Below are 25,401 nucleotides of genomic sequence, written 5' to 3'. Positions count from 1 at the left end.
CAATCTCAGCAGCCTGAGTGAGGTTCAAGATCATCGCACACCCCCTTCCGGCTTCGCCGGAGCGGAACCCGCACCGGCAGCTTCTTGCTCGGAGTCAGCGATCTTCACGCCCGAACCTTCCGGGACGACGGCCTTCGGTGCGGGGGAGAGGATCTCCTTCAGAGACGGACCGCGTCCGAGTTTGTGCTTGGCTCGGGCCTCGAGAGCTTGCATGAAGATGGTGAGGATCAGTGCAAGGAGGAAGTAGACGATCAGGCCGATGAAGGCGTGAGAGAACCAGATGTCGGTGGGCCTGCGCAGCTGGTTCAGCTCCGCAGTGAAGTCACTGACAAAAGGCATGATGTAGGCGATGGCGCTGCCCTTGAGCAGGTGCACCCACAGGTTCGCCAAGGACGGCAGCATCAGCGCCCACGCCTGCGGGAAGATGATCCGGCGCATCTTATGGGGCCAGGACATCGACAGCGCGGTGGTCGCCTCCCACTGCCCGGAAGGCACAGTGGTCAAGGAGGCGCGCACCGCCTCCGCGCCGTATGCCCCGTAGTTGACGCCCAAGGCAATTACGCCCAGCAGGAAGGTGTTGTAGACCAGGTCCCGGAACGGCAGATCCGGGTTTCGCATCCAGATCTGCGGCAGGACGAACATCAGCCAGAACAGCAGCACGACCAGGGAGATGCCGCGGAAGAACTCGATGAGGATGCGAGCCGGTATGCGCATCCATCGGTGCGGGCTGCCAGCGAGCAGTCCCAGGGTCACAGCGACCACAAATGCCAGCAGTCCGCCGAACAGGGTGAGCTGGATGGTGGTCCACAGTCCAGCCATCAGTCGGTCGGACCAGTTGATCACCACTTCGAAGTACTGCGGCCAGTCTTCGAAGAATTCCATAGGTTGTCCCCTCAGTCAGCGGTGGAGTGACAGAGGTTGCGGCCGGGCCGCACCGGCGCCGGCCGCAACCTCAGGACGGCTGAGGGTTCAGTCGTCGAGATACTGCTCGGTGAGCTCCTGCGGATCCTCCTCGCACAGTTCCTGTGCCGTCAGACCGCTCGGGGGCATCTCATCCTCCGTGAAGCCGAACTCGCTGACCAGCTCGAGGTACTCTCCGGAGTCCATCAGCTCAGCCAGCTGCTCGTTGAACTCGTCGATCAGATCCTGATCGTCCAGGCGGAAAGCGTGGGCGCCGACGGAGAGTTCGTGGGCGAAGGAGTCGGTGACCTCGAGACCGTCAGCGTCTCCGGCCATCGCCTCCAGCGAGATCGCGGTCAGGGCGAAGACATCGGCCCGGCCACCGTCGACGAAATCGATTCCGTCAGCGGCACTGTCGACCGTGTCATGGTCCACTCCGACTTCATCCATCCAACCGGATTCCACGGCGCCGCTGAGCGCGACGACGTCCAGGTCCGCATCCACCAGATCCTCAAAATTCTGTACCCCTGCGGGGTTGCCCTCCTCTACGAGGAATGCTGTGGTGTACACCAGTTCCGGCTCACCGAAGGCCGCCTCGGCGCAGCGGTCAGAATTGATGGACATCCCGGCAGAGACCACATCCCAGTGTCCCGCGCCCAATCCGGGGATCAGGTTGTCCCAGTTGGGCTCTTCTTCGAACTCGACGTCGTATCCCAGTCGCTCAACGAAGATTTCCTCCGCCACAGCGATCGTCGCGCCGGTGGGTTCGCCGGTCTCTGAGTCAATCCAGGAGTAGGGCTCTTCCCCGAACAGTGAGATGGTCAGCGTCTCACCGCTGGCATCAGCCGCGTCGTCCTCGGCATCGGTGGCGTCGTCTTCGGCACCGTCTTCAGTGTCCGCGGCGTCGCCGTTCTCTTCGGTTGCGCCATCTGCCTCGTCCGGGTCTTCGGCGGCGTCGTCGCCGTTGTCACCGCAGGCGGTCAGAACGAGCAGCGCAGCAGCGGAGAGGGCTCCGGCGCGCAGTGTGGAAGATGTGAAGCTCATCAGTTGGTACCTCAGTTTCTTCATCAGTGGTGTCGTCTGGAATTAGCGTGAACATGCCGGTGCAACCTTGCGGTTGTTGACAATGCTACGACCGCGTTCAGGGAACATCTACCCCTACGCTAAGGATTTACCAAGGTTTTACAAACTGATTGAGTCGGATTCCATCCGCATTTCGGGGGGTCAGGAGTTTTGGCGATGTGCGGATGCAGCGATGACTCATGGCCCACGAACCGCGTGATCTCTGGGCAGCACTGCCTAAAATTCTGAGCAGCTATGTCCCGTGCCGTCACGGCACATTACAAGTCGATAAATTTTTCTGTCGTGCCGCGCGCCTGGTCGGGTGGTGGGCTCAGCCGAGGGCGGTGCGTCCCTCGAAAGCGCGTCCGAGGGTGACGTCATCGGCGTATTCGAGATCTCCGCCCACTGGCAGCCCGGAGGCCAGACGGGTGATCCGGATGCCCAGCGACCCCAGCATGCGCACCAGGTATGTGGCGGTCGCCTCGCCTTCCAAGTTGGGGTCGGTGGCGATGATGACTTCTTGGATGGTCTCGTCGGAGAGACGGTTCAGCAGCTGTCTGATGTGCAACTGGTCCGGACCCACACCAGCGATCGGATTGATGGCCCCACCCAGCACGTGGTACCTGCCCCGGAAGCTGCGGGTGCGTTCGATGGCCATCACGTCCTTGGACTCCTCGACTACGCACAAGGCAGAGGGGTCACGCCGAGTGTCTTGGCAGATTCGGCAGAGCGTGTCCTCCGAGACGTTGAAGCAGACTTCGCAGAACTGGACCTTGTCTTTGACAGTCCGGATGGCCTCAGCGAGCCGACGCATGTCGTCAGGGTCGCCTTCAAGGATGTGGAAAGCCACTCGCTGGGCGGATTTGGGCCCGATGCCGGGAAGACGACCCAGCTCATCGATCAGGTCTTGGACGGCACCTTCATACACAATGGACCAGTCTACGGCTCATTGAGAGGGCGTTCCTCAATGAGCACGCCGTCAAGGATCCGCTCAATGGCTTTTCGGCCGAAGACCGATGAGTGTTCCAGTTCCGCATCGTCATCGCTGGCAATATCTTCAGCAGTCGCCGAGGGGGGCTGGGCCTCCGCCCAGTCCGGGGGTGCCGTGGGGTGGTCGGCCAGGGCCGCACCATTGTGTGACGCTGCCCCACCGGGGGCGGGCTGCCGTGAGGCGAGCCGATGCCGGATATCTGCGCCGGGCCCGTCGAGACTGTGTCCCCCAGGCGGGGTCGCGGGGTTGTTCTGCGTCTCGGGACGGGGGGCACGGCCACCGGGGGATCTCCTGGCGAAGGCTGGCACCACGGGTTTGTCAGGGACCCGTCGGGCAGAGCGGCTCGGGGAGTCACTACGCGCACCTGCAGTGGACGGTTCGTGGTGGGCGGGCGCGGCATAGCCCGACTCGGGTGGAGGGAGGTCCGGCGGCTCTTCAGTGGGCGGGACCCATCCGTCGTCGGGAGGCTCAGGGACGGCCTCCGGTGCGGGCGCCGGGGTCCGGTCTGCGGCAGGTGCTGCGGAGGACGGGGCCGGAGCTGCCTGTGCAGTCCGGCCTTCAGCTTTTGGGGCAGGCCCACCGCCAGGCGGCTGCGACTGTGACGGCGGCGGTGCGGACTGTCCGCCGAGGCTGAACCGCACTTGGATGCCGACGACTTCCTCGATCGCACCGGCAAGGGCTTGTTCGCCGCCGCGGTTGGTGAAAGTGTTCCGCGCTCCCTCATTGCTGAACGACAGGGCCAGATTCTCACCGTCGAATCCGCTGACCTGCACGTTTCCCTTAACGAGCATCCAGAGCACCCGGGAGCGGGACTTCATCGCTTCCACCACGTCCGGCCAGGCCTGCTGCATGCGGCTGGTCTGACCTGCTGCCGCCGGCGCGGAGCTCTGCGGAGCCGAAGGCTGCGGTGGGCCCGGCTGAGGTGACACCGGTGATTCCTGGGCAGGGGCGTGGGGGCGCGGGGCCTCACGCTGCGGGGTTGAGGGGGCAGTCGGCGGCGTCGTGTGCTCCGCGGGGTGCCCGCTGGCCGGTGCTTCCCCCGGCGGTGTGGTGCCAGCGCCGGACGTGAAGTCCATGCGGCGTTCCAGACGCTCCAACCGCGCGGCGATGCTGGCCTGTCCGGACTCTGCGTGCGGCAGCAGCAGGCGTGCCATCAGCAGTTCAAGGTGGAGCCGGGGGCTCGTCGCCCCCACCATCTCGGTGAGCGCACTCGCAGTGATGTCGGCGGCGCGGGTGAGCTCGGCGGCGCCGATGCTGCCGACTTGGTTCTGCATAATGCGGATCTGGTCTTCGGGGACGCCGCGCAGAATGGCCTGCGGGGTATCCGGTACAGACTTGACGATGATCAGATCCCGCAGCCGCTCCAGCAGGTCCTCCACGAAGCGGCGTGGGTCCTGTCCGGACTGCACCACCTGATCCACCACGAGAAAGGCCTGGGAGCCGTCCAGCGCGGAGACGGCGTCGACCACCTGGTCCAGCAGCGCAGCGTGGGTGAAGCCCAGCAGCGCGACCGCACGGTCGTAGTCCAGGCTGCGCGATTCGGCGCCGGCGATGAGCTGGTCGAGCACGCTGAGGGTGTCGCGCACCGAGCCGCCGCCGGCACGCAGCACCAGCTGCAGCACGCCGGGTGCCACCTCGACGCCCTCCGCCGTGCAGAGCCGCTCGAGGTATTCCAAGAGCGGTTCAGGGGGGACGAGCCGGAAGGGATAGTGGTGGGTGCGCGAACGGATGGTGCCAATGACTTTGTCCGGCTCCGTGGTGGCGAAGATGAACTTGATGTGTTCCGGCGGCTCTTCGACGATCTTCAGCAGAGCGTTGAACCCTGCGGCGGTGACCATATGGGCTTCGTCGATGATGAAGATCTTGTAGCGGTCGCGCACCGGGGCGAAAGTGGCTCGTTCGCGCAGATCGCGGGCGTCGTCCACTCCGCCGTGCGAGGCAGCGTCGATCTCAATGACGTCAAGGGAACCCGGGCCGCCGGAGGCCAGGTCCCGGCAGGATTCGCAGCTTCCGCAGGGCTGACCGGTCGGGCCCTCGGAGCAGTTCAGGCAGCGGGCCAGAATGCGTGCCGAGGTGGTTTTGCCGCAGCCGCGCGGACCGGAGAACAGGTAAGCGTGGGAGACTGCATCTTTGCCCAGTGCGGTGACCAACGGAGCGGTCACATGCTCCTGCCCAATGACGTCGGTGAAGGTGTCGGGGCGGTAGCGGCGATACAGGGCAGTGCTCACGGACTAGACCTTACCGGTTCCCTCAGAGGCGACGCGACGCCCCTGGCTGAGGTGCAGTTCTGGGTTCCTGATCGAGCACACGTTTGCAAAAAAATTGGCGGAGGCGGGGGGATTTGAACCCCCGATCCCCGGTTAAGGGGATCCTTCATTAGCAGTGAAGTCCGTTCGGCCGCTCCGGCACGCCTCCTGGCGCGTCAGGTGCGAAATTCGCTCATGACGCGAGTACCAAGGGTAGCGGCCATGGCCGCACAGAGCAAAGTAGCAGCTGTCCCGGCACGCGGTAATGTGGAGCTGGTGAGCAATCAGCACGAGTATGTGATCGCTGTGGTCGGGGCCGGCCCTCGGGGCACCTCGTTTCTTGAACGACTCTTGGCCCACGTCGAACGCTGCAGCCCCGGCCAGCGTCGCGGGCTCAAGGTGAAGGTCTTCGATCCGGCGCCGCACGGGCCGGGCCGCGTCTGGGACCCGGCACAGTCCCCGCTCTACTTGATGAACACTCCCGCGTCCTTCCCGACGGCGGCGCCCTCAGGGAGCACCCGGTTGTGCCTACCGGCGTCGTCATGCTCCATCAGCTTCCTGGAGTTCTGCGCTCCCGGTGGGTTTGACGACGACGCCGACTCCTACCCCACTCGCAGCCAGTACGGCACCTACCTGGCCTGGCTCAATAAAGAGGTCTCGGCGCACCTGCGCGGCAGGGGGGTGGCTGTGGAACACATCAGGGCAGAAGTCACTGCGCTGAGCCCACAGGAGGATCGGTACCTGCTCAGCGCCGCAGGGAAGCACCACGACGCCGACGCTGTGGTCCTTGCCTTAGGTCACCTGGAAGCCGAATTGGCCTCTGGTCCAGCGCATCTTGCCGCGCAGGCCCGGCAGCACGACCTGCACTATCAGGGCCCCGCCATCCCCACGGATGTGGACTACGGCGTTTTCGGCGCGGGCCAGAACGTCTTGGTGCGCGGTCTGGGGCTTAACTTTTTCGACCTGATGATCCAGGTCACCGCCGGACGCGGCGGCCAGTTCCGATTGAATCCGGACCCCGCACCGGGGAAGCGCTACACCTACGACCCGTGCGGCGAAGAGCCTCATCTGATCGCCGGGTCGCGGCGCGGAACGCCCTATCGGGCGAAAACGGTGGCCCCGGGATTTGTCCCCGCGGAAATTGAGCTGAAGCACCTGACTCCGCGCGCCCTGGATTCCCTCCTGACCACGCGCGCGGAACTGGATTTCGCCACTCAGCTGTGGCCGCTGATTGAACGCGACGTCTGCTCCACCTACGCCAGTTTTGGCGGAGCCGGAGATTTCGACATCACCAGCTACGCCATGCCCTTTCAACACCGAAGCTGGTCCTCTTCCGAGGAGTATCAGCAGACCCTGCGGCAGTGGCTTGAAGATGATGCCTCGGCCTCAGCCGCTGCGGCCGGATCGCCGGAGAAGATGGCGATCAACGCCCTGCACGCCGCACGGCTCGAGGTGAAGAAACTCGTCGCGGATAACCGGATCCGCTCCGAGTCGGTCCTGCGGGACGTGGAAGGGTGGTTCGAACCCATGGTGGAGGGCCTGGCCTCGGGGCCGCCGCTGCAGCGAATCGAGGAGCTTGCCGCCCTTGCCCGGGCTGGCGTTGTGGAGTTCCTCGGGCCAGAGCCGGTCTATGGCGTGGACAGCACCCGCGGAACCTTCATCGCGGACTCGCCGGCAGTCCAGAGTGCTCGCTACCAGGCATCCCACATGATCGAGGCGATGATGCCCCCGAACCGCATCACCCAGGCGCGCTCTCCGCTGGTCCGGGGGCTGCTGGCCGAGGGTCTCGCGGCGCCGGCGGTCATTGAGTCGGCCGGCCAGGCCCATGTGCACAAAGGATTCCAGGTCACCGGCGCACCGCACCGGCTCTTGCACGCCGACGGCACCGCCGGGCGGATCTATGTGCTGGGCCTGCAGCTGGCGTCGGTCCAGTGGGGGACTGCCATCGCCGCAGAATCAGGCGGAGACACCACCGGCTCCGCTCGCGCGTTGGCAGATGCGGATGCTGCAGCCGCAGAGGTGCTCCGAGGGCTCAGTTCGGATGCGATGGCGCAGCGGCTGGACCCGGTGTACGGCTAGCGGCGAGCACCTTTCCTGGATTGAGGACCCCTCGGGGGTCCAGTGCAGCTTTGATGGTGCGCATCGTCGCGACCCCGGCCGCGTGCTCCTTGGCCATCGCCTCGACTTTGCCGAGCCCGACCCCATGCTCACCGGTGCAGGTCCCGCCGGCGGCCAGGGCGCGGTCCACCAGCCGCGCGTTGAGCTCGTGGGCGCGCTGGCGGGCCTGCTCATCTGCCGGCGGGAGCAGGATTGCCACGTGGAAATTGCCGTCGCCGACGTGGCCAACGATAGGCGCAGTCAGTCCGGTCGCCTCGATGTCCTGCTGGGTGGCGAGGATGCACGCCGGCAGCTGGGAGATGGGGACGCAGACATCCGTCGGCAGCGGAGCGGCACCGGGGACGAGTGCAAGTGCGGCCGGAAGCGCGTCATGACGTGCCTGCCACAGTTGCTGAGCTTCCTCCGGGTCACTGGTGGAGGCGAACTCGGCGGCGTCGTGCCGCGCTGCAAGGTCAGCGAAGCGCGCGTACTGGCTCTCCACCTCCGCACCAGCTCCCACGAATTCGATCATGAGCGTTTCAGTGACCGGCGCGGCAAAACCGGAATATCGGGCCAGGGCGTCCACCGTGAGACGGTCCAACAGTTCCACCCGGCTCAGGCGAAGGGAGGATCGAAGGGCGGCGACCACCAGCTCCACGGCGTGGTGCAGCGAGGTGCAGGACCAGACGCCCACCTTGGTCGCTGCGGGGAGGGGGTGGAGGCTGACAGTGGCCTCCGTGATCACGCCCAAGGTCCCTTCAGAACCTACGAACAGGTGCGTGAGGTCGTACCCGGACGAAGTCTTCTTGGTGGTGGCTCCGGTGGTGATCACCGAGCCGTCGGCCAGAACCACCGTCAGCGCAAGCACATTCTCTTTCACCGTGCCGTAGTGGACTGCGGTGGTGCCGCTGGCCGAGGTGGCCACCATGCCGCCGACACTGGCATCAACTCCGGGGCCAGCTGCGAACTGCAGGCCGTACTCCTGCAGGGCCGCGTTGAGGCCAGACTTCATCACCCCGGCCTCGACGGTGGCGTAGAGGTCATCGGCCGCGATGGTGCGGATCCGCCGCATGGCCGAAAGGTCAAGGCAGATGCTGTCGGCCGTCGTATTCGCTCCGCCCTCCAGCCCAGTGCCGGCTCCCCGCGGCACCACCGGGGTCTGATGCTCATGACAGATCCGCAGTGCTGAGGAGACCTCTGCCGTGCTGGCTGCCTGGACCACCGCCAGGGGCGGGGCCGAGCTGTGGTGGGAGCGGTCGTGCGCCCGGGTGGAGGTCCAATTCGGGTCAGTCGAGACACTGCTGCCCAGTTCTGCACGCAGTGCATGAAGCACCGGCGGCTCCGGCTCAGCGATTGGTGGAGTCTGCATGGAATCCGCTGCCTCCTATGCTGCGTCGCTCAGGCCGTCGAAGGGGTGCGGCGGATTGTCAGCGTCTGCGTGAGCGCCCCCACGCAGCCTGCGCGGTCGTACAGCAGCGTGTGGGTCAGTCCCACGCTGCGGGGGCCGATGTATGCGGTGACATCCAGTCCGACCCACTCACCGACGGGCTGGCGGAAGAACGAGACCGTCGAGTCCACGTTGGGGTAGGCAGCCGCTGCTGGATCGAGGGCAAGCGTGAGGCCGTTGGCGACGTCGATCAGCCCTACGTAGCGGGCAAAATCGCTGGTCCTTTCGCCGTCGACGAGCGCGACCGGGGTCCGCAGCCATGCCTGTGCTCGGCCCGGGGCAGGGCAGCGGCGCCGTGCTTCCAAGGAAGCGATGAAGTCTCCCTGCCAGATCCCGGCCGCATCCCAGGGCTCACACGCCTCGGGTGCGGGGAAATTCTCAGCAGGGGTCAGCGCCAGATCCTCGGTGTCAGCGTCCATCAGGGACCACGCACGCATCACCGCGATGGTGCGGCCAGCGTGAGTCAGCGTGACCTCGCTGAGTTCGATAGTCCTCCCGGGGCGGGGCAGGTCCACCACGATCCCCACCTCGCCGACCGGGACGGTGCCGAAGATGTCGAAGCTCAGCCGCGCCACTTGCAGGGGCTGGTCCGAGCCGTGGTGGCGTTCCAAGGCGTGCGCCATCAGGCCCATGACCGGCGCGATGTGCTGCTGCTCGGGGTTCCACGCCCCCGCGGTCGCTCGACTGGCGAGGTACCGGCCGTCACCCAGGGCGTGGAAGTACGCCGGGGGCATTGAGTTGGTCGGAGGGCTCTTGACTGGGGAGAGAGTGTGACGCACCACACCAAAATATCAGCCCTCCAATCATTTACCTACCGAATGGTCGGTAAATCTGTTACAGTTTTCGCCAGGTGACTTGAATCACACGAAAATCGGCGAGCGATATCGTCACTCGCTACCGCACAAATACGCGCCACTGGAGGCACAATGACGCAGCAGGCCTACCTCAGCAAAGAGGGGCACAGCGTAACCCGCGAGGAGAAGAGAGTCCTCGCCGGAACGCTGGTCGGTACCACTATCGAGTGGTACGACTTCTTTATCTACGCGCAGGCGGCAGGATTCGTTCTGGCCGTTCTCTACTTCGAGCCGCTCGGTGCAGAATCCCAGACCCTGGCACAGCTGGTGGCCTGGGCCTCGGTCGGCATCTCCTTCCTGTTCCGGCCACTGGGCGCCGTGCTCGCCGGCTGGCTGGGAGACCAGTTTGGCCGCAAACTTGTGCTGTTCATCACCCTGACCGGTATGGGCGGGGCCACAGTCCTGATCGGTCTGCTGCCCACCTACGCCGCCTGGGGGATGGCCGCGCCGATCCTGCTGATCGTGCTGCGCATCCTGCAGGGGCTCTCCGCCGGTGGTGAATGGGGCGGAGCTGCCTTATTGGCCGTCGAGCACGCCCCCCGGCATAAGCGGGGCCTGTTCGGCATGTTCCCGCAGATCGGTGTCCCCCTGGGTATGCTGCTGGCCACCGGATTCATGTTCGGACTCAACGCCATGCTCACTGAGGAACAGTTCCTGGAGTGGGGCTGGCGCGTGCCGTTCCTGTTCTCCTTCGTACTGATCCTCGTCGCCTTCTTCATCCGGTGGAAGGTGGAGGAGTCACCGGTCTTCACCGAAATGAAGGAGCGCAAGAAGGCATCCTCCGCGCCGCTGAAGGAACTGGTCACCACGCACAAGAAGTACACCTTCCTCGCCGCACTGATCTTCGCAGCCAACAACGCCGCCGGTTACCTGGTGATCGCCTTCTTCGCCGCCTACGGCGCTTCAACCCTGGGCATGACGCGCACTGAGACGCTGATCGCCTCCCTGATCGGCGGTGTGGGATGGTTCCTCTTCACCATGCTCGGCGGCTGGATCTCCGACCGCATCGGGCGGGTCCGCACTTTCCAGATCGGCTATGCCATCATCATCGTCTGGGCCGTGCCGATGTGGTTCCTGCTGGACACCGCCTCGCTGCCCCTGTTTGCCCTGGCGATCTTCATCCTCACGGTGGGTCTGGGCCCGTCCTACGGCCCGCAGTCGGCTCTTTACGCCGAAATGTTCCCGGTCTCCATCCGGTTCTCAGGCGTGTCGATCGGCTATGCGCTGGGTTCGATCATCGGCGGCGCTTTCGCTGCTACGATCGCTCAAGCAATCCTGGACTCCACTGGCCAATCCTGGCTGATCGGCGTCTACATCGGCGGCCTGGCGGTGGTCTCCTTCATCGCTGTGTCCATCGTCCCCAAGAACCTGCAAGGCATCAATCTTCAGGACGACTCTGAGCGTGAAGAGCTGCAGGTCAAACCACGTATTCTGCAAGTCCACTGAACCCATCACTCTAGGCACCACCAAGCATTCTCGAGGAGAAAACCATGATGAACAGAACACCTGCGGTGCGCATTGCTGCCACTGCGGCAGCTACAGCGTTACTGCTGACCGCCTGCAATGGCAATGACAATGGCAACGGCGACGCTGAGGGCAACGGCGACGGGGGAGAGGCCGCCGAGAGCTACTCCATCGGCATCACTCAGATCGTGTCGCACCCTGCCCTGGACGCAGCGCGGGAAGGGTTCAAGAGCGCCTTCGACGACGCCGGAATCGAGGTCGAGTGGGACGAGCAGAATGCCCAGGGTGAGCAGGCGACCGCCTCGAACATCGCTGGCACCTTCGCCAACGGAGACCTGGACCTGGTCCACTCCATCGCGACCCCCACCTCCCAGGCTGCCGCTCAGCAGATCACCGATATTCCGATCGTCTTCTCCTCGGTCACCGACCCCGAAGAGGCCGGACTGGTGGATTCCTGGGAGGAGCCAGGCGGCAACATCACCGGCGCCTCGGATATGAACCCGGTCTCCGAGCAGCTGGAGCTCCTGCAGGAGATCCTGCCCGATGCTGAGACCGTCGGTGTGGTCTACTCCTCCGGTGAGACCAACTCCCAAGTACAGGTAGAGATGCTCCAGGAGGCTGCCGAGGAGCTGGGCCTGGAGGTACAGGAAGCAACCATCTCGGCCTCCTCGGAGGTCCAGCAGGGCGTGGAGTCCCTCGACGTGGACGCGATCTACGTGCCCACCGACAACGCTGTGGTCTCAGCGCTGGAAGCTGTCATCCAGTACGGTCAGGACAATGATGTGCCGATCATCGCGGCTGAGGCGGACTCCGTGATCCGCGGGGCTGTGGCGACCTACGGCATCGACTATGAGCAGCTGGGCTACCAGGCTGGCGAAATGGCCATCCGCATTCTCGTCGATGGCGAGGACCCAGCGACCATGGCTGTGGAGACCCAGTCAGAGCTGGAGCTGACCGTCAACCCGGATGCTGCCGAGGCGATGAGCGTTGAGCTCTCAGACGACATTGTCGACCGCGCCGACGTGGTCGTCGGTGAGGACGTCGAGGCAGAGGATCCCGCTGACGCCGGTGAGGACGACGAAGAAGACGAATGATCACTGCGCTTGAATTAGGCCTGATCTACGCGATCGTGGCCCTCGGGGTCTACCTGACATTCCGGATCCTCAATTTCCCGGATCTGACTGTTGACGGTTCTTTCACCTCGGGGGCTGCGACCGCGGCCATCCTTATCATCAACGGAGTCAATCCGTTTCTGGCCAGCGGCGCCGCCTTCGTGGTGGGCACACTGGCCGGGCTGATCACCGGACTGCTCCATACCAAAGGCAACATCAATGGCCTCTTGGCCGGAATCCTGACGATGATCGGTCTTTACTCCATCAACCTGCGGATTATGGGCGGAGCCAATATCCCCCTGCTGGGGGAAGACACCACCATTTCTCTGCTGCGGCAGATTGCAGGCAGCGGCTGGACCTCGGTAATGGTGCTCGTCGCTGTGGCGCTGGTGTTCAAGTTCATCATCGACTGGTTCCTGCACACTGATGCCGGACTGGCGCTGCAGGCCACCGGGGACAATGAGCAGATGATCCGCTCCTTCGCCGTCTCCACCGACCGGATGAAGATCATCGGGCTGATGCTCTCCAACGGCCTCGTGGGTCTCGCCGGCGCAGTGGTCGCCCAGCACCAGGGCTTCGCTGATATCGGAATGGGCATCGGGTTGATCCTGGTGGGCCTAGCCTCGGTGATCGTCGGTCAGGCGATCTTCGGCACCCGCATCGTGGTCCAAGCCACCATGGCCGTGGTCCTGGGTGCAGTGATCTACCGGTTGGCGATCCAGTTCGCACTGAATGCGGGACTGAACCCCAATGACATGAAGCTGATGTCTGCGCTGCTGGTGATCGCCGCCCTGCTGTTGCCGCAGTGGAAAGGGTTCCGGAAGCTCGCAGCCCGGCGAAGGAAGGGACGCTCGGCTCTGCAGGCCGCGGCTGCCGCGACGCTGACCGGTGATGCGAAGATCGATGGAAAGAAGGTGAGCTGAACCATGCTTGATGTCACTGACGTGTCCAAGACCTTCTTTCCTGGGACCGTAAACGAACGCAAGGCCCTGGTGAACGTGAACCTCTCGCTCGCTCCCGGGGACTTCGTGACCGTCATCGGGTCCAACGGTGCGGGGAAGTCGACGGTGCTCAACACAGTCGCCGGGCGCATCAGCCAGGATGAGGGAGTTGTCTCCTTGGACGGCCGTGATGTCTCCAAGCTCAAGGAGCACCAGCGCGCCGCCCAAGTGGGCCGAGTGTTCCAGGACCCCATGGCGGGGACCAGCCCTAACCTCACCATCGAGGAAAACCTCTCCTTGGCTGACAAGCGGGGCCGGCCCCGCGGACTCGGATTCGGAGTGACTCGGGCGAAGCGGGAGCGGTTCGCCGAGGCGCTGAAGGTCCTGGAGCTGGGTCTGGAGAATCGGCTTAAGACCAAGGTCGGGCTGCTCTCCGGGGGTCAGCGGCAGGCGCTGAGCCTGCTGATGGCGACCTTCTCGCAGCCGAAGGTGCTGCTGCTCGACGAGCACACCGCAGCGCTGGACCCGCAGCGGGCGGATCTGGTGACTCGACTGACCAAGAAGGTAGTTGAGGAGCAGGGACTGACCACGCTGATGGTCACTCACAATATGGCCCAGGCGTTGGAGGTCGGCAACCGCTTGATCATGATGCATGAGGGTCGGATCATTCTGGACGTCTCCGAAGCAGAGAAGTCACAGCTGACACCGGCAGATCTGCTGGCCGAGTTCGCCAAGATCAAAGGTGCTGCGCTGGACGATAAGACACTGCTGCAGTAGAGGCATGTGGTGAGCACATGCTCTGCATGTGCCGAGGCCGGTGGGCGCATCACGTGGTGGTGCGGCCACCGGCCTCTCTTATGCGACCGCGGGCGGTGCTGGCCGATATGGACTTATCGGAGATCTCCCCTTGGCGTCATATCTGACATCGTATATGATCAAAATGTAGTACTCCTCACAGGCAAGGGCCCCATGTTTTCTGAAGCACAGGTGCAAGACTCGCCGCTGGCACAGCCGCCGAGTAAGATCATCGCCGTTCACATCAGCTACGAGTCGCGTGCAGCTGAGCGCGGTCGGCGCCCTGAAGCGCCGTCCTACTTCCTCAAGCCAACAAGCTCGGTGGCGGCTTCCGGCCGTACTGTGGAGCGACCCCCAGGGACTGAGCTGCTCGCCTTCGAAGGGGAGATCGCTCTGATCATCGGCACTGCGGCCCGGCGGGTGTCAGTCGAACAGGCCTGGCATCATGTCTCGGCCATCACCGCGAGCAACGATTGGGGGCTCTATGATCTCCGCTGGGCGGACAAGGGCTCGAATCTCCGCAATAAGGGACGTGATGGATACACGCCCCTGGGGCCAGACCTCATCACTGCGGAGCAGGTGGACCCCTCAGCGCTGCGGCTGCGCACGTGGAAGAACGGCCAACTGGTCCAGGAGGACACGACCGGGAACCTCATCTTCCCGTTTGCTCAGCTGATCGCTGACCTGTCCCAGCACCTGACCCTGGAACCCGGAGACGTCATCCTCACCGGCACGCCCGCCGGCGCCTCCGTGGCCCAGCCCGGTGACACCCTCGAGGTGGAAGTGGACGCGCCGGCGGCGGGGCTCAGCAGCGGACGGCTGGTCTCCACAGTGATCGAAGGGACCGACACCTTTGCGGCGGAGGTCGGCGCCGTTCCGAAGGTCAATGATCTGCAGCGTGAAGAGGCCTGGGGATCACGGCACGCCGCCGGCTTGCCCGCTGCCGCCGAACCAGTGCTGACGGCGCAGCTGAAGGCAAAGCTGCGCGAGGCTCCGGTGGCCGGACTCTCCCAGGAGATGCGCAAGCGCGGACTGAACAATGTCACCATCGACGGGGTCAGCCCCACCCGGCCGGGCAGCAAGATGGTCGGCACCGCCAAGACACTGCGCTTTGTGCCCAACCGCGAGGACCTCTTCTCCTCGCACGGCGGTGGGTTCAACGCTCAGAAGCAGGCGTTCGACCAGGTCAGCAGCGATGAGGTCATCGTCATCGAAGCACGTGGGGAATCCGGCTCCGGCACACTCGGCGATATCTTGGCACTACGAGCAGCAGCCCGCGGCGCCGCCGGAGTCGTCACCGACGGAGGCGTGCGGGACTACGCCACCGTTGCTGCGATCGACCTGCCTGTCTACTCCCGCGGTGCGCACCCTGCCGTTCTCGGACGCAAACACGTCCCCTGGGACACTGACCTCACCATCGCCTGCGGAGGAGCCACCATCCAGCCCGGGGACATCATCGTCGCCGACGACGACGGCGTCATCGTGCTGCCGCCGGCGCTGGCCGAGGAGGTGGCCGATGCTGCTCTGGCCAAAGAAACCGAGGACGCATGGGTGGCCGAGCAGGTCAAGGCCGGGCACCCGATCCAAGAGGTCTTCCCCATGAACGCGCAGTGGCGTGCACGCTATGAAGCGGAGAGAGCACAAGGTTGAGCGCAGTGACGGGAGAGCTCCCAGAGTCGGCGAGCAAATCGCAGCGGACCTATGAGTGGATACGTGAACGTATCCTGGCCCGCGACTTCAACCCGGGTTACCGTCTGGTGCTGAGCAGCATCGCTGCAGAGCTGGCGGTGAGCACTGTGCCGGTCCGTGAAGCGATCCGTCGGCTCGAGGCCGAGGGGCTGGTGGAATTCGAACGCAATGTCGGCGCTCGGGTGGCCATGGTCCAGGAGAACGAATACGTCGAGGCCATGCAGGCCCTCGGTGTCTTGGAGGGAGCCGCCACGGTGCTGTCGCTGCCTCATCTCACCGCAGAGGACATCGCCACCGCCGAAGCAGTCAACGACCAGATGCGCAGCGCGCTGCAGAATTTCGATCCCGCTGTCTTCACCAGACTGAATGAAAAATTTCACCGCATCCTCTACGCCCGCTGCCCGAACGCCTACATCGGGACGTTGGTGGATCGCGGATGGAGCACCATGGCCGGGCTGCGCAGCTCCACCTTCAGCTTTGTGCCCGAGCGGGCCCCGCGCTCAGTGGAGGAGCACGACGAGATCCTGCAGCTGCTGCGGCAGAACGCCGACCCCACCCAGATAGAGATGACCGTCCGTCACCACAAGTGGCGCACCGTCGAGGCCTTTCGGGAACAAGGCCACTGACCCCCTGACCCCTCGCCACAAGGAGCACCACCATGGCCCAGTACGAAACCCACACACCGGCGCAGCTGCCCGAGCGCATCCGGCACTACATCGACGGCGAGTTTGTCGACTCAGCAGACGGTGCGACCTTCGATGTGCTCAACCCTGTGACCAATGAGACCTACATCCAGGCATCGGCTGGGAAGACGGCCGACATCGACCGGGCGGTGGCGGTGGCGCAGCGCACCTTCCGGGAGGGCACCTGGTCCCAGTCCCTGCCCCGGCAGCGGTCCAAGGTGCTGCACCGCATCGCCGACCTGGTGGAGAGCCGCGGCGACCGGCTGGCCGAGCTGGAGTCCTTCGACACCGGCCTGCCGATCACCCAGGCGCTGGGCCAGGCGCGCCGTGCAGCCGAGAACTTCCGATTCTTCGCCGACCTGATCGTCGCCCAGGCCGACGACACGTACAAAGTGCCGGGACGGCAGATCAACTACGTTAATCGCAAGCCGATCGGAGTCGCCGGCCTGATCACCCCCTGGAACACCCCCTTCATGCTGGAGAGCTGGAAACTGGGACCAGCGCTGGCCACCGGAAACTCTGTGGTGCTCAAGCCTGCTGAGTTCACCCCCCTCTCTGCTGGGCTGTGGGCCGGTATCTTCGAAGAGGCTGGGCTTCCCCGGGGCGTGTTCAACCTGGTCAACGGTATCGGTGAGGAAGCCGGCGATGCCCTGGTGAAGCACCCGGAGGTCCCGCTGATCTCCTTCACCGGAGAGTCCAGCACCGGGCAGCTGATCTTCGCCAACTCGGCACCGCATTTGAAGGGCCTGTCCATGGAGCTCGGCGGCAAGTCACCTGCCATCGTCTTCGCAGACGCGGACCTCGAGGCCGCCGTCAACGCCACAATTTTCGGCGTCTTCTCACTCAACGGGGAACGCTGCACAGCTGGTTCGCGCATTCTGGTCGAACGCAGCGTCTACGACGAATTCGTCGAACGTTATGCCGCCCAGGCCGAGCGCGTCAAAGTCGGGCTGCCCCACGAACCCGAGACGGAGGTCGGGGCCCTGGTCCACCCCGAGCACTTCGACAAGGTGATGAGTTACGTCGAAAAGGGCAAGTCTGAAGGTCGCCTTGTGGCTGGCGGGCGCCGGCCGGAGGGCTACGAGACGGGTAATTTCATTGCCCCTACAGTGTTTGCCGACGTCGCCCCCGAGGCCAGTATTTTCCAGGAGGAGATCTTCGGTCCGGTGGTCGCCATCACTGCCTTCGACACCGAAGCTGAAGCTCTGGAGTTGGCGAACAACACCAAGTACGGTCTGGCTGCTTATGTCTGGACCAACGATCTGAAACGCTCCCACAACTTCGCCCAGGCCGTCGAGGCCGGAATGGTGTGGCTGAACTCCAATAATGTCCGCGACCTGCGCACCCCCTTCGGCGGGGTGAAGGCCTCGGGTCTGGGTCATGAGGGTGGTTACCGCTCCATAGACTTCTACACCGACCAGCAGGCAGTGCACATCAACCTCGGCGAGGTGCACAACCCCGTTTTCGGAAAAGCTGACTGAGACCCCCCGCCATGACTGAGCAAGGATGCCCGACATGACTGACCCCACCGCTGCCGCCATTCCCACCCCGAAGGCTCCGGCGCCCGATATTCTCCGCTGCGCCTACATGGAGCTGGTGGTCACCGATCTGAAGCGTTCCCGCGACTTCTACGTGGACGTATTGAACCTGGTGGTCACCTATGAGGACGACGACGCCATTTACCTGCGCTCCATGGAGGAGTTCATCCACCACAACCTGGTCCTGCGGCAGGGCGAGGCGGCCGCCGTGGCCGCGTTCTCCTACCGCGTGCGCAGCCCCGAGGAGCTCGACAAAGCCGAAGCGTTCTACGCCGAACTGGGCTGCCCGGTGCGGCGGAAGAAGGACGGGTTCGTCAGAGGCATCGGGGATTCCGTGCGCGTCCAAGACCCCCTGGGCTTCCCCTACGAGTTCTTCTACGACGTGGACCACGTGGACCGGTTGGCGTGGCGCTACGACCTCTATACCCCCGGTGCGCTGGTGCGCCTGGACCACTTCAACCAGGTCACCCCTGATGTGCCGAAAGCTGTGGGGTACATGGAGGATCTGGGCTTCCGCGTCACCGAAGACATTCAGGACCAGGCCGGCACCACCTATGCCGCCTGGATGCGCCGCAAACCGACGGTGCATGATACCGCCATGACCGGTGGGGCAGGCCCGCGCATGCACCACGTCGCCTTCGCGACCCACGAAAAGCACAACATTCTGGCCATCTGCGACAAGCTCGGCGCGCTGCGGCTCTCGGACCGGATTGAGCGGGGCCCCGGGCGCCACGGAGTCTCCAACGCGTTCTACCTCTACCTGCGGGACCCGGACGGGCACCGTATTGAGATCTACACCCAGGACTACTACACCGGCGACCCGGACAACCCGGTGGTGACCTGGGATGTGCACGACAACCAGCGCCGCGACTGGTGGGGCAATCCAGTGGTGCCCTCCTGGTACACCGAAGCCTCCACCGTGCTGGACCTCGACGGCAACCCTGTGGCGACCACCGAACGCACCGATGACTCCGAGATGGACGTCACCATCGGCGCCGACGGGTTCTCCTACACCCGCAAGGACGACGAGGAATCTCTCCCGGAGTGGAAACAGGGCGAGTACAAGCTCGGCCACCAGCTGTAGAGGAGCCAATATGCTGAGCAAAGAGACCATCACATCTATCGCCGACGAACTCGCCCGGGCCGAACGGAGCCGGACCACGGTCCCCCTGCTGACCGCCCGCCACCCGGAGATGACCATCGAGGACTCCTACGCGGTACAGAATGAATGGCGCCGCCGCGGAGTCGAGGCCGGACGAAGGCCGGTGGGACGCAAGATCGGGCTGACCTCCAAAGTCATGCAGGCCGCCACCGGCATCACAGAACCCGATTACGGCGCGATCTTCGCTGACATGGTCTACGAGAACGGTTCGGTGATTGACCACAGCCGGTTCTCCAATGTTCGCATTGAAGTGGAGCTGGCCTTCGTGCTCGGCAAAGCGCTCGCCGGCCCTGAGGTGACGGTCTTCGACGTCATCGACGCCACGGACTACGTCATCCCCGCGCTGGAGATTCTCTCCTCTCGGATTGAGATGCAGAACCGGACCATTGTGGACACCATCAGTGACAATGCGGCCATGGGAGCCATGGTCTACGGCGGAAACCCGGTCAGGCCCCAGGACATTGACCTGCGCTGGGTCTCGGCGTTGCTGTACCGCAACGAGACCATTGAGGAGTCCGGGGTGGCCGCGGCGGTGCTGAACCATCCAGCCAACGGTGTGGTGTGGCTGGCCAATAAGCTCGCCGCTCATGGCGACTCGCTGGCCGCCGGGGAGATCATTCTCGCCGGCTCCTTCACCCGGCCCATGTGGGTGGAATCCGGTGACACTGTCCTGTGCGATTACGGCACGATGGGAACGGTGACATGCCGCTTCAGCTGAACCCCACCTTCGCGTACGAGCTCTCCCAGGCCCAACGCCCCCTCTACGGCGGATGGGTCAGCTCCGGATCTGCGGTCGCGGCTGAGATCATGGCTGGCTCCGGCTTGGACATGCTGCTCATCGATATGGAGCATGCACCCAACGGCCTGGACTCGGTGCTCGCCCAGCTGCACGCCGCTTCCGGGTACCCCACTTCCGTCATGGTGCGGGTGCCTGCGGGCGATCCGGTCATCATCAAGCAGGTCCTGGACCTCGGGGTGCAGAACCTCTTGGTGCCGATGGTCTCCACCGCTGAGCAGGCGGCGCAGATCGCAGCGATGGTCCAGTACCCTCCACGCGGAATCAGAGGGGTCGGTAGTGCGCTGGCGCGCTCCGGGCGGTGGAACCGGGTGCCAAACTACGTGCAGGAGGCGGCAGAGCACGTGTGCGTATTTGTCCAGATCGAAACCCAAGAAGGCCTGGCCAATACCGCCGAGATCGCAGCAGTGGAGGGCATCGACGGCGTCCTGCTCGGCCCCAGTGACTTAGCGGCCTCCATGGGTCTGCTCGGCCAGCAGACGCACCCGGATGTGGTCTCTGCGGTCAAGAGCGCCTTCGCGCAGATCGACGCCGCCGGGAAACCCGCTGGAGTCAACGCCTTCGACCCCAGCGCCGCCCACGACTACGCCGCCGCTGGCGCCCGCTGGATTCTTGTCGGGGCCGACGTCGTCCTGATGGCCCGCGGCTCCGAGAAACTCGCCGCAGACTTCATTGACCAGCCCACCACGCCGGCGGCCGAACTGCCGTCCGGCACCTGAGGAGATCACATGCAGTTCCACCACCACGGTTATGTCTCCACCGACCCAAGAATCCAGCCGGTGGCCGGCATCGGGAAGGACCGTCCGGCTGAGCTGCCGGACCAGATGGACGTGCTGATCGTCGGCAGCGGACCTGCCGGAATGATCGCCGCCGCCCAGCTCTCCCAGTACCCCGAGGTGCACACCCGGATCATCGAGCGTCGGCCCGCGCGGCTGGAAGTCGGCCAGGCCGACGGCATCCAGGCCCGCAGTGTGGAGACCTTCCAGGCCTTCGGCTTCGCCGAGCGGCTCATCACCGAGGCCTTCCACCTGACGGAAATGGCATTCTGGAAGCCCGACCCCGCCAACCCCGCCCATATTGCGCGGTCCGCCCAGAAGGTCGATGACCCGCAGGGAGTCTCAGAGTTCCCCCACCTGATCGTGAACCAGGCCCGAATCTTGGACTATTTTGCGGAATTCATGGCCAACTCACCGAGCCGAATGCGCCCCGACTACGGCATTGAGTTCCTCGACCTCCAGGTCACCGGCGAGGGGGAGTACCCGGTTGAGGTGCGGGTGCGCCACACCTCCGCAGAGCGGGAGGGCGAGGAACGCACCATCCGGGCCAAGTACGTGCTCGGAGCCGATGGTGCCCGAAGCGGCGTGCGCACCGCCATTGGCCGCAGCCTGGAGGGCAAACAGGCCAATCACGCCTGGGGGGTCATGGACGTACTGGCCCGGACCGACTTCCCCGACATCCGGCTCAAATGCGCCATCCAGTCGCAGTCCGGCGGCTCGATCCTGCTCATTCCCCGCGAGGGCGGGCACCTCTTCCGGATGTACGTTGATCTCGGTGAGGTGAGCCCCGAGCGGGCACGTGAGATCCGCAAGACCACCCTGGACGAGATTGTGCAGAAGGCCAATGCCATCCTCCACCCCTACACCGTCGACGTCCGGCATGTGGCTTGGAACAGTGTCTACGAGGTCGGCCATCGCCTCACTGACAAGTTCGACGACGTCCCGGCCGAGCTCACCGGCGAACGCACCCCTCGGGTCTTCATCGCCGGAGACGCCTGCCACACCCACAGTGCGAAGGCCGGTCAAGGGATGAATGTCTCCATGCAGGACGGCTTCAACATCGGCTGGAAGCTCGGGCAGGTGGTCACCGGCCGCAGCCCTGAATCGCTGCTGGCGACCTATTCCGAAGAGCGCCAGGTGGTGGCCCAGAACCTCATCGACTTTGACCGGGAATGGTCAACCATGATGGCCAAGCGGCCCGAGGAGTTCGACGACCCCGCAGAGCTTGAAGAGTTCTACGACAAGACCTTTGAGTTCCCCGCCGGCTTCATGACCGAATACCAGCCCTCCATGATCACCGGCAAGGCCGACCACCAGGAATTGGCCGCAGGCTTCACAGTCGGCAAACGTTTCAAGTCTGAGAAGGTGGTGCGCGTCTGCGACACCAACCCGCTGCACCTGGGGCACTTGGCTGAAGCAGACGGCCGCTGGCGCATCTACGCTTTCGCGGATCAGCCTGCAGCCGGGCAGGCGTCGGCACTGACCGAGTGGGCGGCATGGATGGCGGAATCGCCTGAGTCGCCGGTGCGCAGGCACACCCCCACGGGGGCGGACACCAATTCGCTGTTCGACATCAAAGCGGTGTATCAGCAGCGGCACACGGAGTTCGAAGTGCTGGACGCCCCGGCGCTGTTCCTGCCCGAGGTCGGGCCCTTCCGCCTGCGGGACTTCAACAATGTTTTCGCCGTGGACCCGGAGCACAATATCTTCGAGCAGCGCAGCATCAGCCGCTCCGGAGCCGTGGTGGTGGTGCGGCCGGATCAGTACGTGGCACATGTGCTGCCGCTGACGGACACCGCCGCTCTGGCAGAGTTTTTCGCCGGGATCTTCACCGAATCCGCCGGCTGAACCTGCCGAGCCGCATGTGACCCCGCCTTACCAGGATGACCCTGCGCTATAGCCAGGGGTAGATCCGATAAGGCGGGGTCACACGCTGGAGCAGGGCCGGTGCAGCCTCAGAGGTGGCAGGGCCGCCGCGCAAGCGGCGGAGGGCCTACTCGTAGGAGTAGAACCCCTTGCCGGTCTTGCGCCCCAGTTCGCCGCGGGCGACCATATCGCGCATCAGCTGCGGAGGGGCGAACCGCTCGCCCAGGGTGGAGTGCAGGTACTCCGCGATCCCCAGCCGCACATCAAGGCCAACAATGTCGGTCAGCGCGAGCGGTCCGATGGGGTACTTGTAACCCAGCACCATCGCGTTGTCGATGTCCTCGGCGGAGGCCACCCCTTCTTCCACCATGCGAATCGCTTCGAGGCCGATCGCCACCCCGAGCCGGGAGGAGGCGAAGCCAGGGGCGTCGTTGACCACCACGGGGGTCTTCCCCAGAGCTTCCACCCATGTGCGCGCCAGTGCGGGAAGGTCGCTGTGCGTGCGCTCACCACGGACCACCTCCACCAGCTTCGAGGCAGGCACCGGGTTGAAGAAGTGCAGTCCGCAGAACCTCTCGGGCCGCCGCAGCGTGTTGCCCAGCTCCGTCACCGACATCGAGGACGTGTTGGTGGCCAGCCACGCGGTCTCTGCCAGGTGAGCTTCCACCTGCTGCAGGGAGGACACCTTCAGCTCCCACTTCTCCGGAACCGCTTCGACCACCAGCGAGCAGTCAGCGAAGACCGCAAAGTCGGTCGAGACTTGCAGCACTGACGCCCACTGAGCAAGGTCCCCGCTGATTTTTCCGCGATCCAGGCTGGAGCGCAGGTCGGCGAGGATGCGCTCATGCGCGGCAGCGGCGGCGTCGTCGTTGACCTCCACCACCGTGACCCGCTGTGCGCCCGCCACGATGAAGGCATGGGCAATACCCGAGCCCATGCGACCGCCGCCCAGGACGCCAACCTCTTGGGGAACTGCCTCGGTCACTGTGCTGCCTCCTTGGGGCGGGGTGTCTTCTTGCGGTCCAGAAATGCCTGCATGCGGTCGAACTTCGCCTGGGACTCGAACAGGATGGCCTGGGCGAGGTCGTCCACATGAGGGTGGGCCTCCCGCGGCATGGCGAACACGCGCTTCGCCACATGAACAGCGAGCGCATCCTGCTCAGCGATACGGTCAGCCAGCGCCTCAGCGGCGGGGAGCAGCTCGGCAGGTTCGTGCACGGAGGTCACCAGGCCGAACTGCAGCGCTTCATCGGCGCTGAGGACCCGGCCGGCAAGCAGTATCTCCTTGGCCAGGGACTCACCGGTGAGCTCCTTCAGCCGCCACAGGGCGCCGGCGGCGGGAATAATGCCCAGCTTGGTCTCCGGCTGACCCACCTTCACACGCGTGGTGGCCACCCGGAAGTCAGCAGCCCAGGCCAGCTCCGCCCCGCCACCCAGGGCGTACCCGTCCAGGGCGGCGATCACGGGCATCGGGAGCTTCGCCAAGCGGTCGAAGACACCGGAGTTGATCCCGCGCAGCGCGTCGGCCCGCCGGCGTTCGCGTAACTGGCCGATATCCGCCCCGGAGGCGAAGATCCCCTTGCCGTCGGCTTCCGCCCCGGAGAGGATCAGAATCTTCGGTTCGCTCTCCAGGTGGTCGCAGAGCGCATGCAGCTCAGCGACCATGGCGGCGTCGATGGCGTTGCGCACCTCAGGCCGGTCAAGCCGGGCGTGGACCCGGTCGGCCGACTCGGTGATGCGCAACGTGGTGAAATCGGCAGGGTGCCACTCCATGGAGCGTCACACCCTCTCGAGGAGCATCGCTGAGCCCTGACCGACCCCGACGCACATCGTGGCCAGGCCGCGGCGCAGATCATTGTCCTCCAGCCGGCGCAGCAGGGTCAGCACCAGGCGTGAGCCCGAGGAACCGAGGGGGTGCCCCAGCGCGATGGCTCCACCATCGGCGTTGACGATCTCCTGGTCCAGGCCCAGCCGGCGGATGCACGCCAGGGACTGGCTGGCGAATGCCTCATTCAGCTCCACTGCGTCCAGGTCCTCGATACTCCATCCGCTGCGGGCCAGGACTTTCTGTGTGGCGGGTACCGGGCCGATACCCATGATCTCCGGCGCCACGCCAGCGTTTGCCGCGCCGACGACGCGCGCCCGCGGCTGCAGGCCGTACTTCTCAACTGCGGCCGCACTGGCCACCAGCACCGCGGAGGCGCCGTCGTTCAGCGAGGAGGAGTTCCCCGCTGTGACCACACTGCCGCCGGCGACGACCGGACGCAGCCCGGCGAGGACCTCCAGGGTGGTGTCCGGCCGGGGCCCTTCGTCCTGGGTCACCGTGGTGCTGTTGCCCCGGCGGCCAGGAATCTCCACTGGGGTGATCTCGCGGGTCAGGCGACCCGCCTCGGTGGCTGCTACTGCGCGCCGGTGGGACTGCAGGGCGAACTCGTCGGCGTCCTCCCGGGTGATGTTGTCCACCCGGGCGACCTCCTCGGCCGTCTCCGGCATGGAGAAGGTGCGCTGCGGGTGCTCAAGGTGCTTAGGGTTGACGAACCGCCATCCGATCGAGGAGTCCACCACCTCACCGGGACGCCCGAAGGCCTTCTCCGGCTTGGCCATCACCCAGGGTGCGCGCGACATGGACTCGACGCCGCCGGCGACCACCAGGTCGGCAGCCCCGGCGGCGATCATCTGCTGTGCCTGGGCCACAGCCGAGAGCCCGGAGGCGCACAGCCGGTTGACCGTGATTCCGGGGACGGTGTCTTCAAAACCAGCCAGCAGCCACGCCATCCGGGCGACGTTGCGGTTCTCCTCGCCGGCGCCGTTGGAGTTGCCCAGAATCACTTCATCCACCTCGGCGGAGGGGATTCCGGCCTCCTGTACTACCTGCCGGATGACCAGCGCGGCCAGATCGTCCGGTCGGACGGTGGACAGTGCCCCGCCATAGCGTCCCACCGGGGTGCGCGTTCCGGATACGAGAAAAGCATCAGTCACAGT

21 protein-coding genes and 1 tRNA gene are annotated in these 25,401 nt (G+C 65.0%); 12 read left to right on the top strand and 10 right to left on the bottom strand.

All coding sequences use genetic code 11. The features are described from left to right. Nucleotides 1-30: 30 nt before the first annotated feature. The 5 genes from FEF27_RS03495 to FEF27_RS03475 form a co-directional block, all read right to left on the bottom strand. Complete coding sequence (locus FEF27_RS03495; RefSeq protein WP_138169447.1) at nt 31-882, bottom strand: amino acid ABC transporter permease; 852 nt, start codon at nt 880-882, stop codon at nt 31-33. An 87-nt stretch (nt 883-969) separates the two neighbouring features. Continuing rightward, on the bottom strand, nt 970-1,944 hold the full coding sequence (locus FEF27_RS03490) for a transporter substrate-binding domain-containing protein (protein WP_138169446.1): 975 nt from the start codon (nt 1,942-1,944) through the stop codon (nt 970-972). A 349-nt stretch (nt 1,945-2,293) separates the two neighbouring features. Next, nucleotides 2,294-2,890, bottom strand: a complete 597-nt coding sequence (recR, locus tag FEF27_RS03485; RefSeq protein ID WP_138169445.1) for a recombination mediator RecR — start codon at nt 2,888-2,890, stop codon at nt 2,294-2,296. Nucleotides 2,891-2,901: 11 nt separating this feature from the next. Next, nucleotides 2,902-5,181 carry a DNA polymerase III subunit gamma and tau gene (locus tag FEF27_RS03480; RefSeq protein ID WP_138169444.1) on the bottom strand — a complete coding sequence of 760 codons (2,280 nt, stop codon included), beginning with the start codon at nt 5,179-5,181 and terminating at the stop codon, nt 2,902-2,904. Between the two features lie 95 nt (nt 5,182-5,276). After that, a tRNA-Ser gene (locus FEF27_RS03475) sits at nt 5,277-5,368 on the bottom strand. Between the two features lie 53 nt (nt 5,369-5,421). Here FEF27_RS03475 and FEF27_RS03470 point away from each other — a divergent pair. Continuing rightward, nucleotides 5,422-7,278: an FAD/NAD(P)-binding protein gene (locus FEF27_RS03470; RefSeq protein ID WP_166429895.1), complete on the top strand. Its 1,857-nt coding sequence runs from the start codon at nt 5,422-5,424 to the stop codon at nt 7,276-7,278. On the opposite strand, the gene FEF27_RS03465 is transcribed toward FEF27_RS03470, so the two are convergent. Next, nucleotides 7,232-8,665: an FAD-binding oxidoreductase gene (locus FEF27_RS03465; RefSeq protein ID WP_138169442.1), complete on the bottom strand. Its 1,434-nt coding sequence runs from the start codon at nt 8,663-8,665 to the stop codon at nt 7,232-7,234. The genes FEF27_RS03470 and FEF27_RS03465 overlap by 47 nt on opposite strands. A 29-nt stretch (nt 8,666-8,694) precedes the next feature. Continuing rightward, nucleotides 8,695-9,522, bottom strand: coding sequence for a thioesterase family protein (locus FEF27_RS03460; RefSeq protein ID WP_208009651.1), 828 nt, complete (start codon nt 9,520-9,522; stop codon nt 8,695-8,697). Between the two features lie 147 nt (nt 9,523-9,669). Here FEF27_RS03460 and FEF27_RS03455 point away from each other — a divergent pair, with 147 nt between their 5' ends. From FEF27_RS03455 to FEF27_RS03405, 11 genes are all read left to right on the top strand, one after another. Next, nucleotides 9,670-11,043 (top strand): MFS transporter, encoded by a 1,374-nt coding sequence (locus tag FEF27_RS03455; RefSeq protein ID WP_138169441.1) that lies wholly within the window; start codon nt 9,670-9,672, stop codon nt 11,041-11,043. Between the two features lie 44 nt (nt 11,044-11,087). After that, on the top strand, nt 11,088-12,155 hold the full coding sequence (locus tag FEF27_RS03450) for an ABC transporter substrate-binding protein (protein WP_138169440.1): 1,068 nt from the start codon (nt 11,088-11,090) through the stop codon (nt 12,153-12,155). Next, nucleotides 12,152-13,096, top strand: coding sequence for an ABC transporter permease (locus FEF27_RS03445; protein ID WP_138169439.1), 945 nt, complete (start codon nt 12,152-12,154; stop codon nt 13,094-13,096). Before FEF27_RS03450 ends, FEF27_RS03445 begins: the two co-directional genes overlap by 4 nt. Before the next feature lie 3 nt (nt 13,097-13,099). Continuing rightward, nucleotides 13,100-13,891, top strand: coding sequence for an ABC transporter ATP-binding protein (locus FEF27_RS03440; protein ID WP_138169438.1), 792 nt, complete (start codon nt 13,100-13,102; stop codon nt 13,889-13,891). A 192-nt stretch (nt 13,892-14,083) separates the two neighbouring features. Then, entirely contained in the window at nt 14,084-15,559 is a 1,476-nt protein-coding gene (locus FEF27_RS03435; RefSeq protein WP_138169437.1) for a fumarylacetoacetate hydrolase family protein, read from the top strand. A gap of 5 nt (nt 15,560-15,564) precedes the next feature. After that, nucleotides 15,565-16,224 carry a GntR family transcriptional regulator gene (locus tag FEF27_RS03430; RefSeq protein WP_138169578.1) on the top strand — a complete coding sequence of 220 codons (660 nt, stop codon included), beginning with the start codon at nt 15,565-15,567 and terminating at the stop codon, nt 16,222-16,224. 32 nt (nt 16,225-16,256) lie between these two features. Next, nucleotides 16,257-17,762: a 5-carboxymethyl-2-hydroxymuconate semialdehyde dehydrogenase gene (gene hpaE, locus FEF27_RS03425; protein WP_138169436.1), complete on the top strand. Its 1,506-nt coding sequence runs from the start codon at nt 16,257-16,259 to the stop codon at nt 17,760-17,762. A 34-nt stretch (nt 17,763-17,796) separates the two neighbouring features. Continuing rightward, nucleotides 17,797-18,903 (top strand): 3,4-dihydroxyphenylacetate 2,3-dioxygenase, encoded by a 1,107-nt coding sequence (gene hpaD, locus FEF27_RS03420; protein ID WP_243729003.1) that lies wholly within the window; start codon nt 17,797-17,799, stop codon nt 18,901-18,903. A gap of 10 nt (nt 18,904-18,913) precedes the next feature. After that, on the top strand, nt 18,914-19,699 hold the full coding sequence (hpaH, locus tag FEF27_RS03415) for a 2-oxo-hept-4-ene-1,7-dioate hydratase (protein WP_138169434.1): 786 nt from the start codon (nt 18,914-18,916) through the stop codon (nt 19,697-19,699). Continuing rightward, on the top strand, nt 19,684-20,496 hold the full coding sequence (locus FEF27_RS03410) for an HpcH/HpaI aldolase family protein (protein ID WP_138169433.1): 813 nt from the start codon (nt 19,684-19,686) through the stop codon (nt 20,494-20,496). Before hpaH ends, FEF27_RS03410 begins: the two co-directional genes overlap by 16 nt. Nucleotides 20,497-20,505: 9 nt before the next feature. Continuing rightward, nucleotides 20,506-22,401, top strand: coding sequence for an FAD-binding monooxygenase (locus tag FEF27_RS03405; protein ID WP_138169432.1), 1,896 nt, complete (start codon nt 20,506-20,508; stop codon nt 22,399-22,401). A 145-nt stretch (nt 22,402-22,546) separates the two neighbouring features. Here FEF27_RS03405 and FEF27_RS03400 read toward each other — a convergent pair whose 3' ends face one another. The 3 genes from FEF27_RS03400 to FEF27_RS03390 are packed head-to-tail and all read right to left on the bottom strand — an operon-like array spanning nt 22,547 to nt 25,398. Beyond that, complete coding sequence (locus FEF27_RS03400; protein WP_138169577.1) at nt 22,547-23,356, bottom strand: 3-hydroxyacyl-CoA dehydrogenase family protein; 810 nt, start codon at nt 23,354-23,356, stop codon at nt 22,547-22,549. Nucleotides 23,357-23,400: 44 nt separating this feature from the next. Next, nucleotides 23,401-24,192: an enoyl-CoA hydratase/isomerase family protein gene (locus tag FEF27_RS03395; RefSeq protein WP_138169431.1), complete on the bottom strand. Its 792-nt coding sequence runs from the start codon at nt 24,190-24,192 to the stop codon at nt 23,401-23,403. A 6-nt stretch (nt 24,193-24,198) separates the two neighbouring features. Beyond that, entirely contained in the window at nt 24,199-25,398 is a 1,200-nt protein-coding gene (locus tag FEF27_RS03390) for a thiolase family protein (protein ID WP_138169430.1), read from the bottom strand. Nucleotides 25,399-25,401 lie beyond the last annotated feature (3 nt).

The sequence above is a fragment of the Nesterenkonia sphaerica genome (genome assembly GCF_005771565.1).
Taxonomy (GTDB): Bacteria; Actinomycetota; Actinomycetes; order Actinomycetales; family Micrococcaceae; genus Nesterenkonia; species Nesterenkonia sphaerica.
Note: the sequence above shows the minus strand (reverse complement) of the source record. Positions and strands in the feature narration are given on the sequence as shown.

Bases quoted from the DNA above. Each gene is read 5' to 3' on its own strand.
- FEF27_RS03490 (WP_138169446.1), bottom strand. From the start codon at position 1,944: ATGAGCTTCACATCTTCCACACTGCGCGCCGGAGCCCTCTCCGCTGCT.
- hpaD (WP_243729003.1), top strand. From the start codon at position 17,797: ATGACTGACCCCACCGCTGCCGCCATTCCCACCCCGAAGGCTCCGGCG.
- FEF27_RS03465 (WP_138169442.1), bottom strand. From the start codon at position 8,665: ATGCAGACTCCACCAATCGCTGAGCCGGAGCCGCCGGTGCTTCATGCA.
- FEF27_RS03405 (WP_138169432.1), top strand. From the start codon at position 20,506: ATGCAGTTCCACCACCACGGTTATGTCTCCACCGACCCAAGAATCCAG.
- FEF27_RS03440 (WP_138169438.1), top strand. From the start codon at position 13,100: ATGCTTGATGTCACTGACGTGTCCAAGACCTTCTTTCCTGGGACCGTA.
- FEF27_RS03455 (WP_138169441.1), top strand. From the start codon at position 9,670: ATGACGCAGCAGGCCTACCTCAGCAAAGAGGGGCACAGCGTAACCCGC.
- FEF27_RS03450 (WP_138169440.1), top strand. From the start codon at position 11,088: ATGATGAACAGAACACCTGCGGTGCGCATTGCTGCCACTGCGGCAGCT.
- FEF27_RS03410 (WP_138169433.1), top strand. From the start codon at position 19,684: ATGCCGCTTCAGCTGAACCCCACCTTCGCGTACGAGCTCTCCCAGGCC.
- FEF27_RS03445 (WP_138169439.1), top strand. From the start codon at position 12,152: ATGATCACTGCGCTTGAATTAGGCCTGATCTACGCGATCGTGGCCCTC.
- FEF27_RS03495 (WP_138169447.1), bottom strand. From the start codon at position 882: ATGGAATTCTTCGAAGACTGGCCGCAGTACTTCGAAGTGGTGATCAAC.
- FEF27_RS03470 (WP_166429895.1), top strand. From the start codon at position 5,422: ATGGCCGCACAGAGCAAAGTAGCAGCTGTCCCGGCACGCGGTAATGTG.
- hpaH (WP_138169434.1), top strand. From the start codon at position 18,914: ATGCTGAGCAAAGAGACCATCACATCTATCGCCGACGAACTCGCCCGG.
- FEF27_RS03435 (WP_138169437.1), top strand. From the start codon at position 14,084: ATGTTTTCTGAAGCACAGGTGCAAGACTCGCCGCTGGCACAGCCGCCG.
- FEF27_RS03400 (WP_138169577.1), bottom strand. From the start codon at position 23,356: ATGGGCTCGGGTATTGCCCATGCCTTCATCGTGGCGGGCGCACAGCGG.
- FEF27_RS03395 (WP_138169431.1), bottom strand. From the start codon at position 24,192: ATGGAGTGGCACCCTGCCGATTTCACCACGTTGCGCATCACCGAGTCG.
- hpaE (WP_138169436.1), top strand. From the start codon at position 16,257: ATGGCCCAGTACGAAACCCACACACCGGCGCAGCTGCCCGAGCGCATC.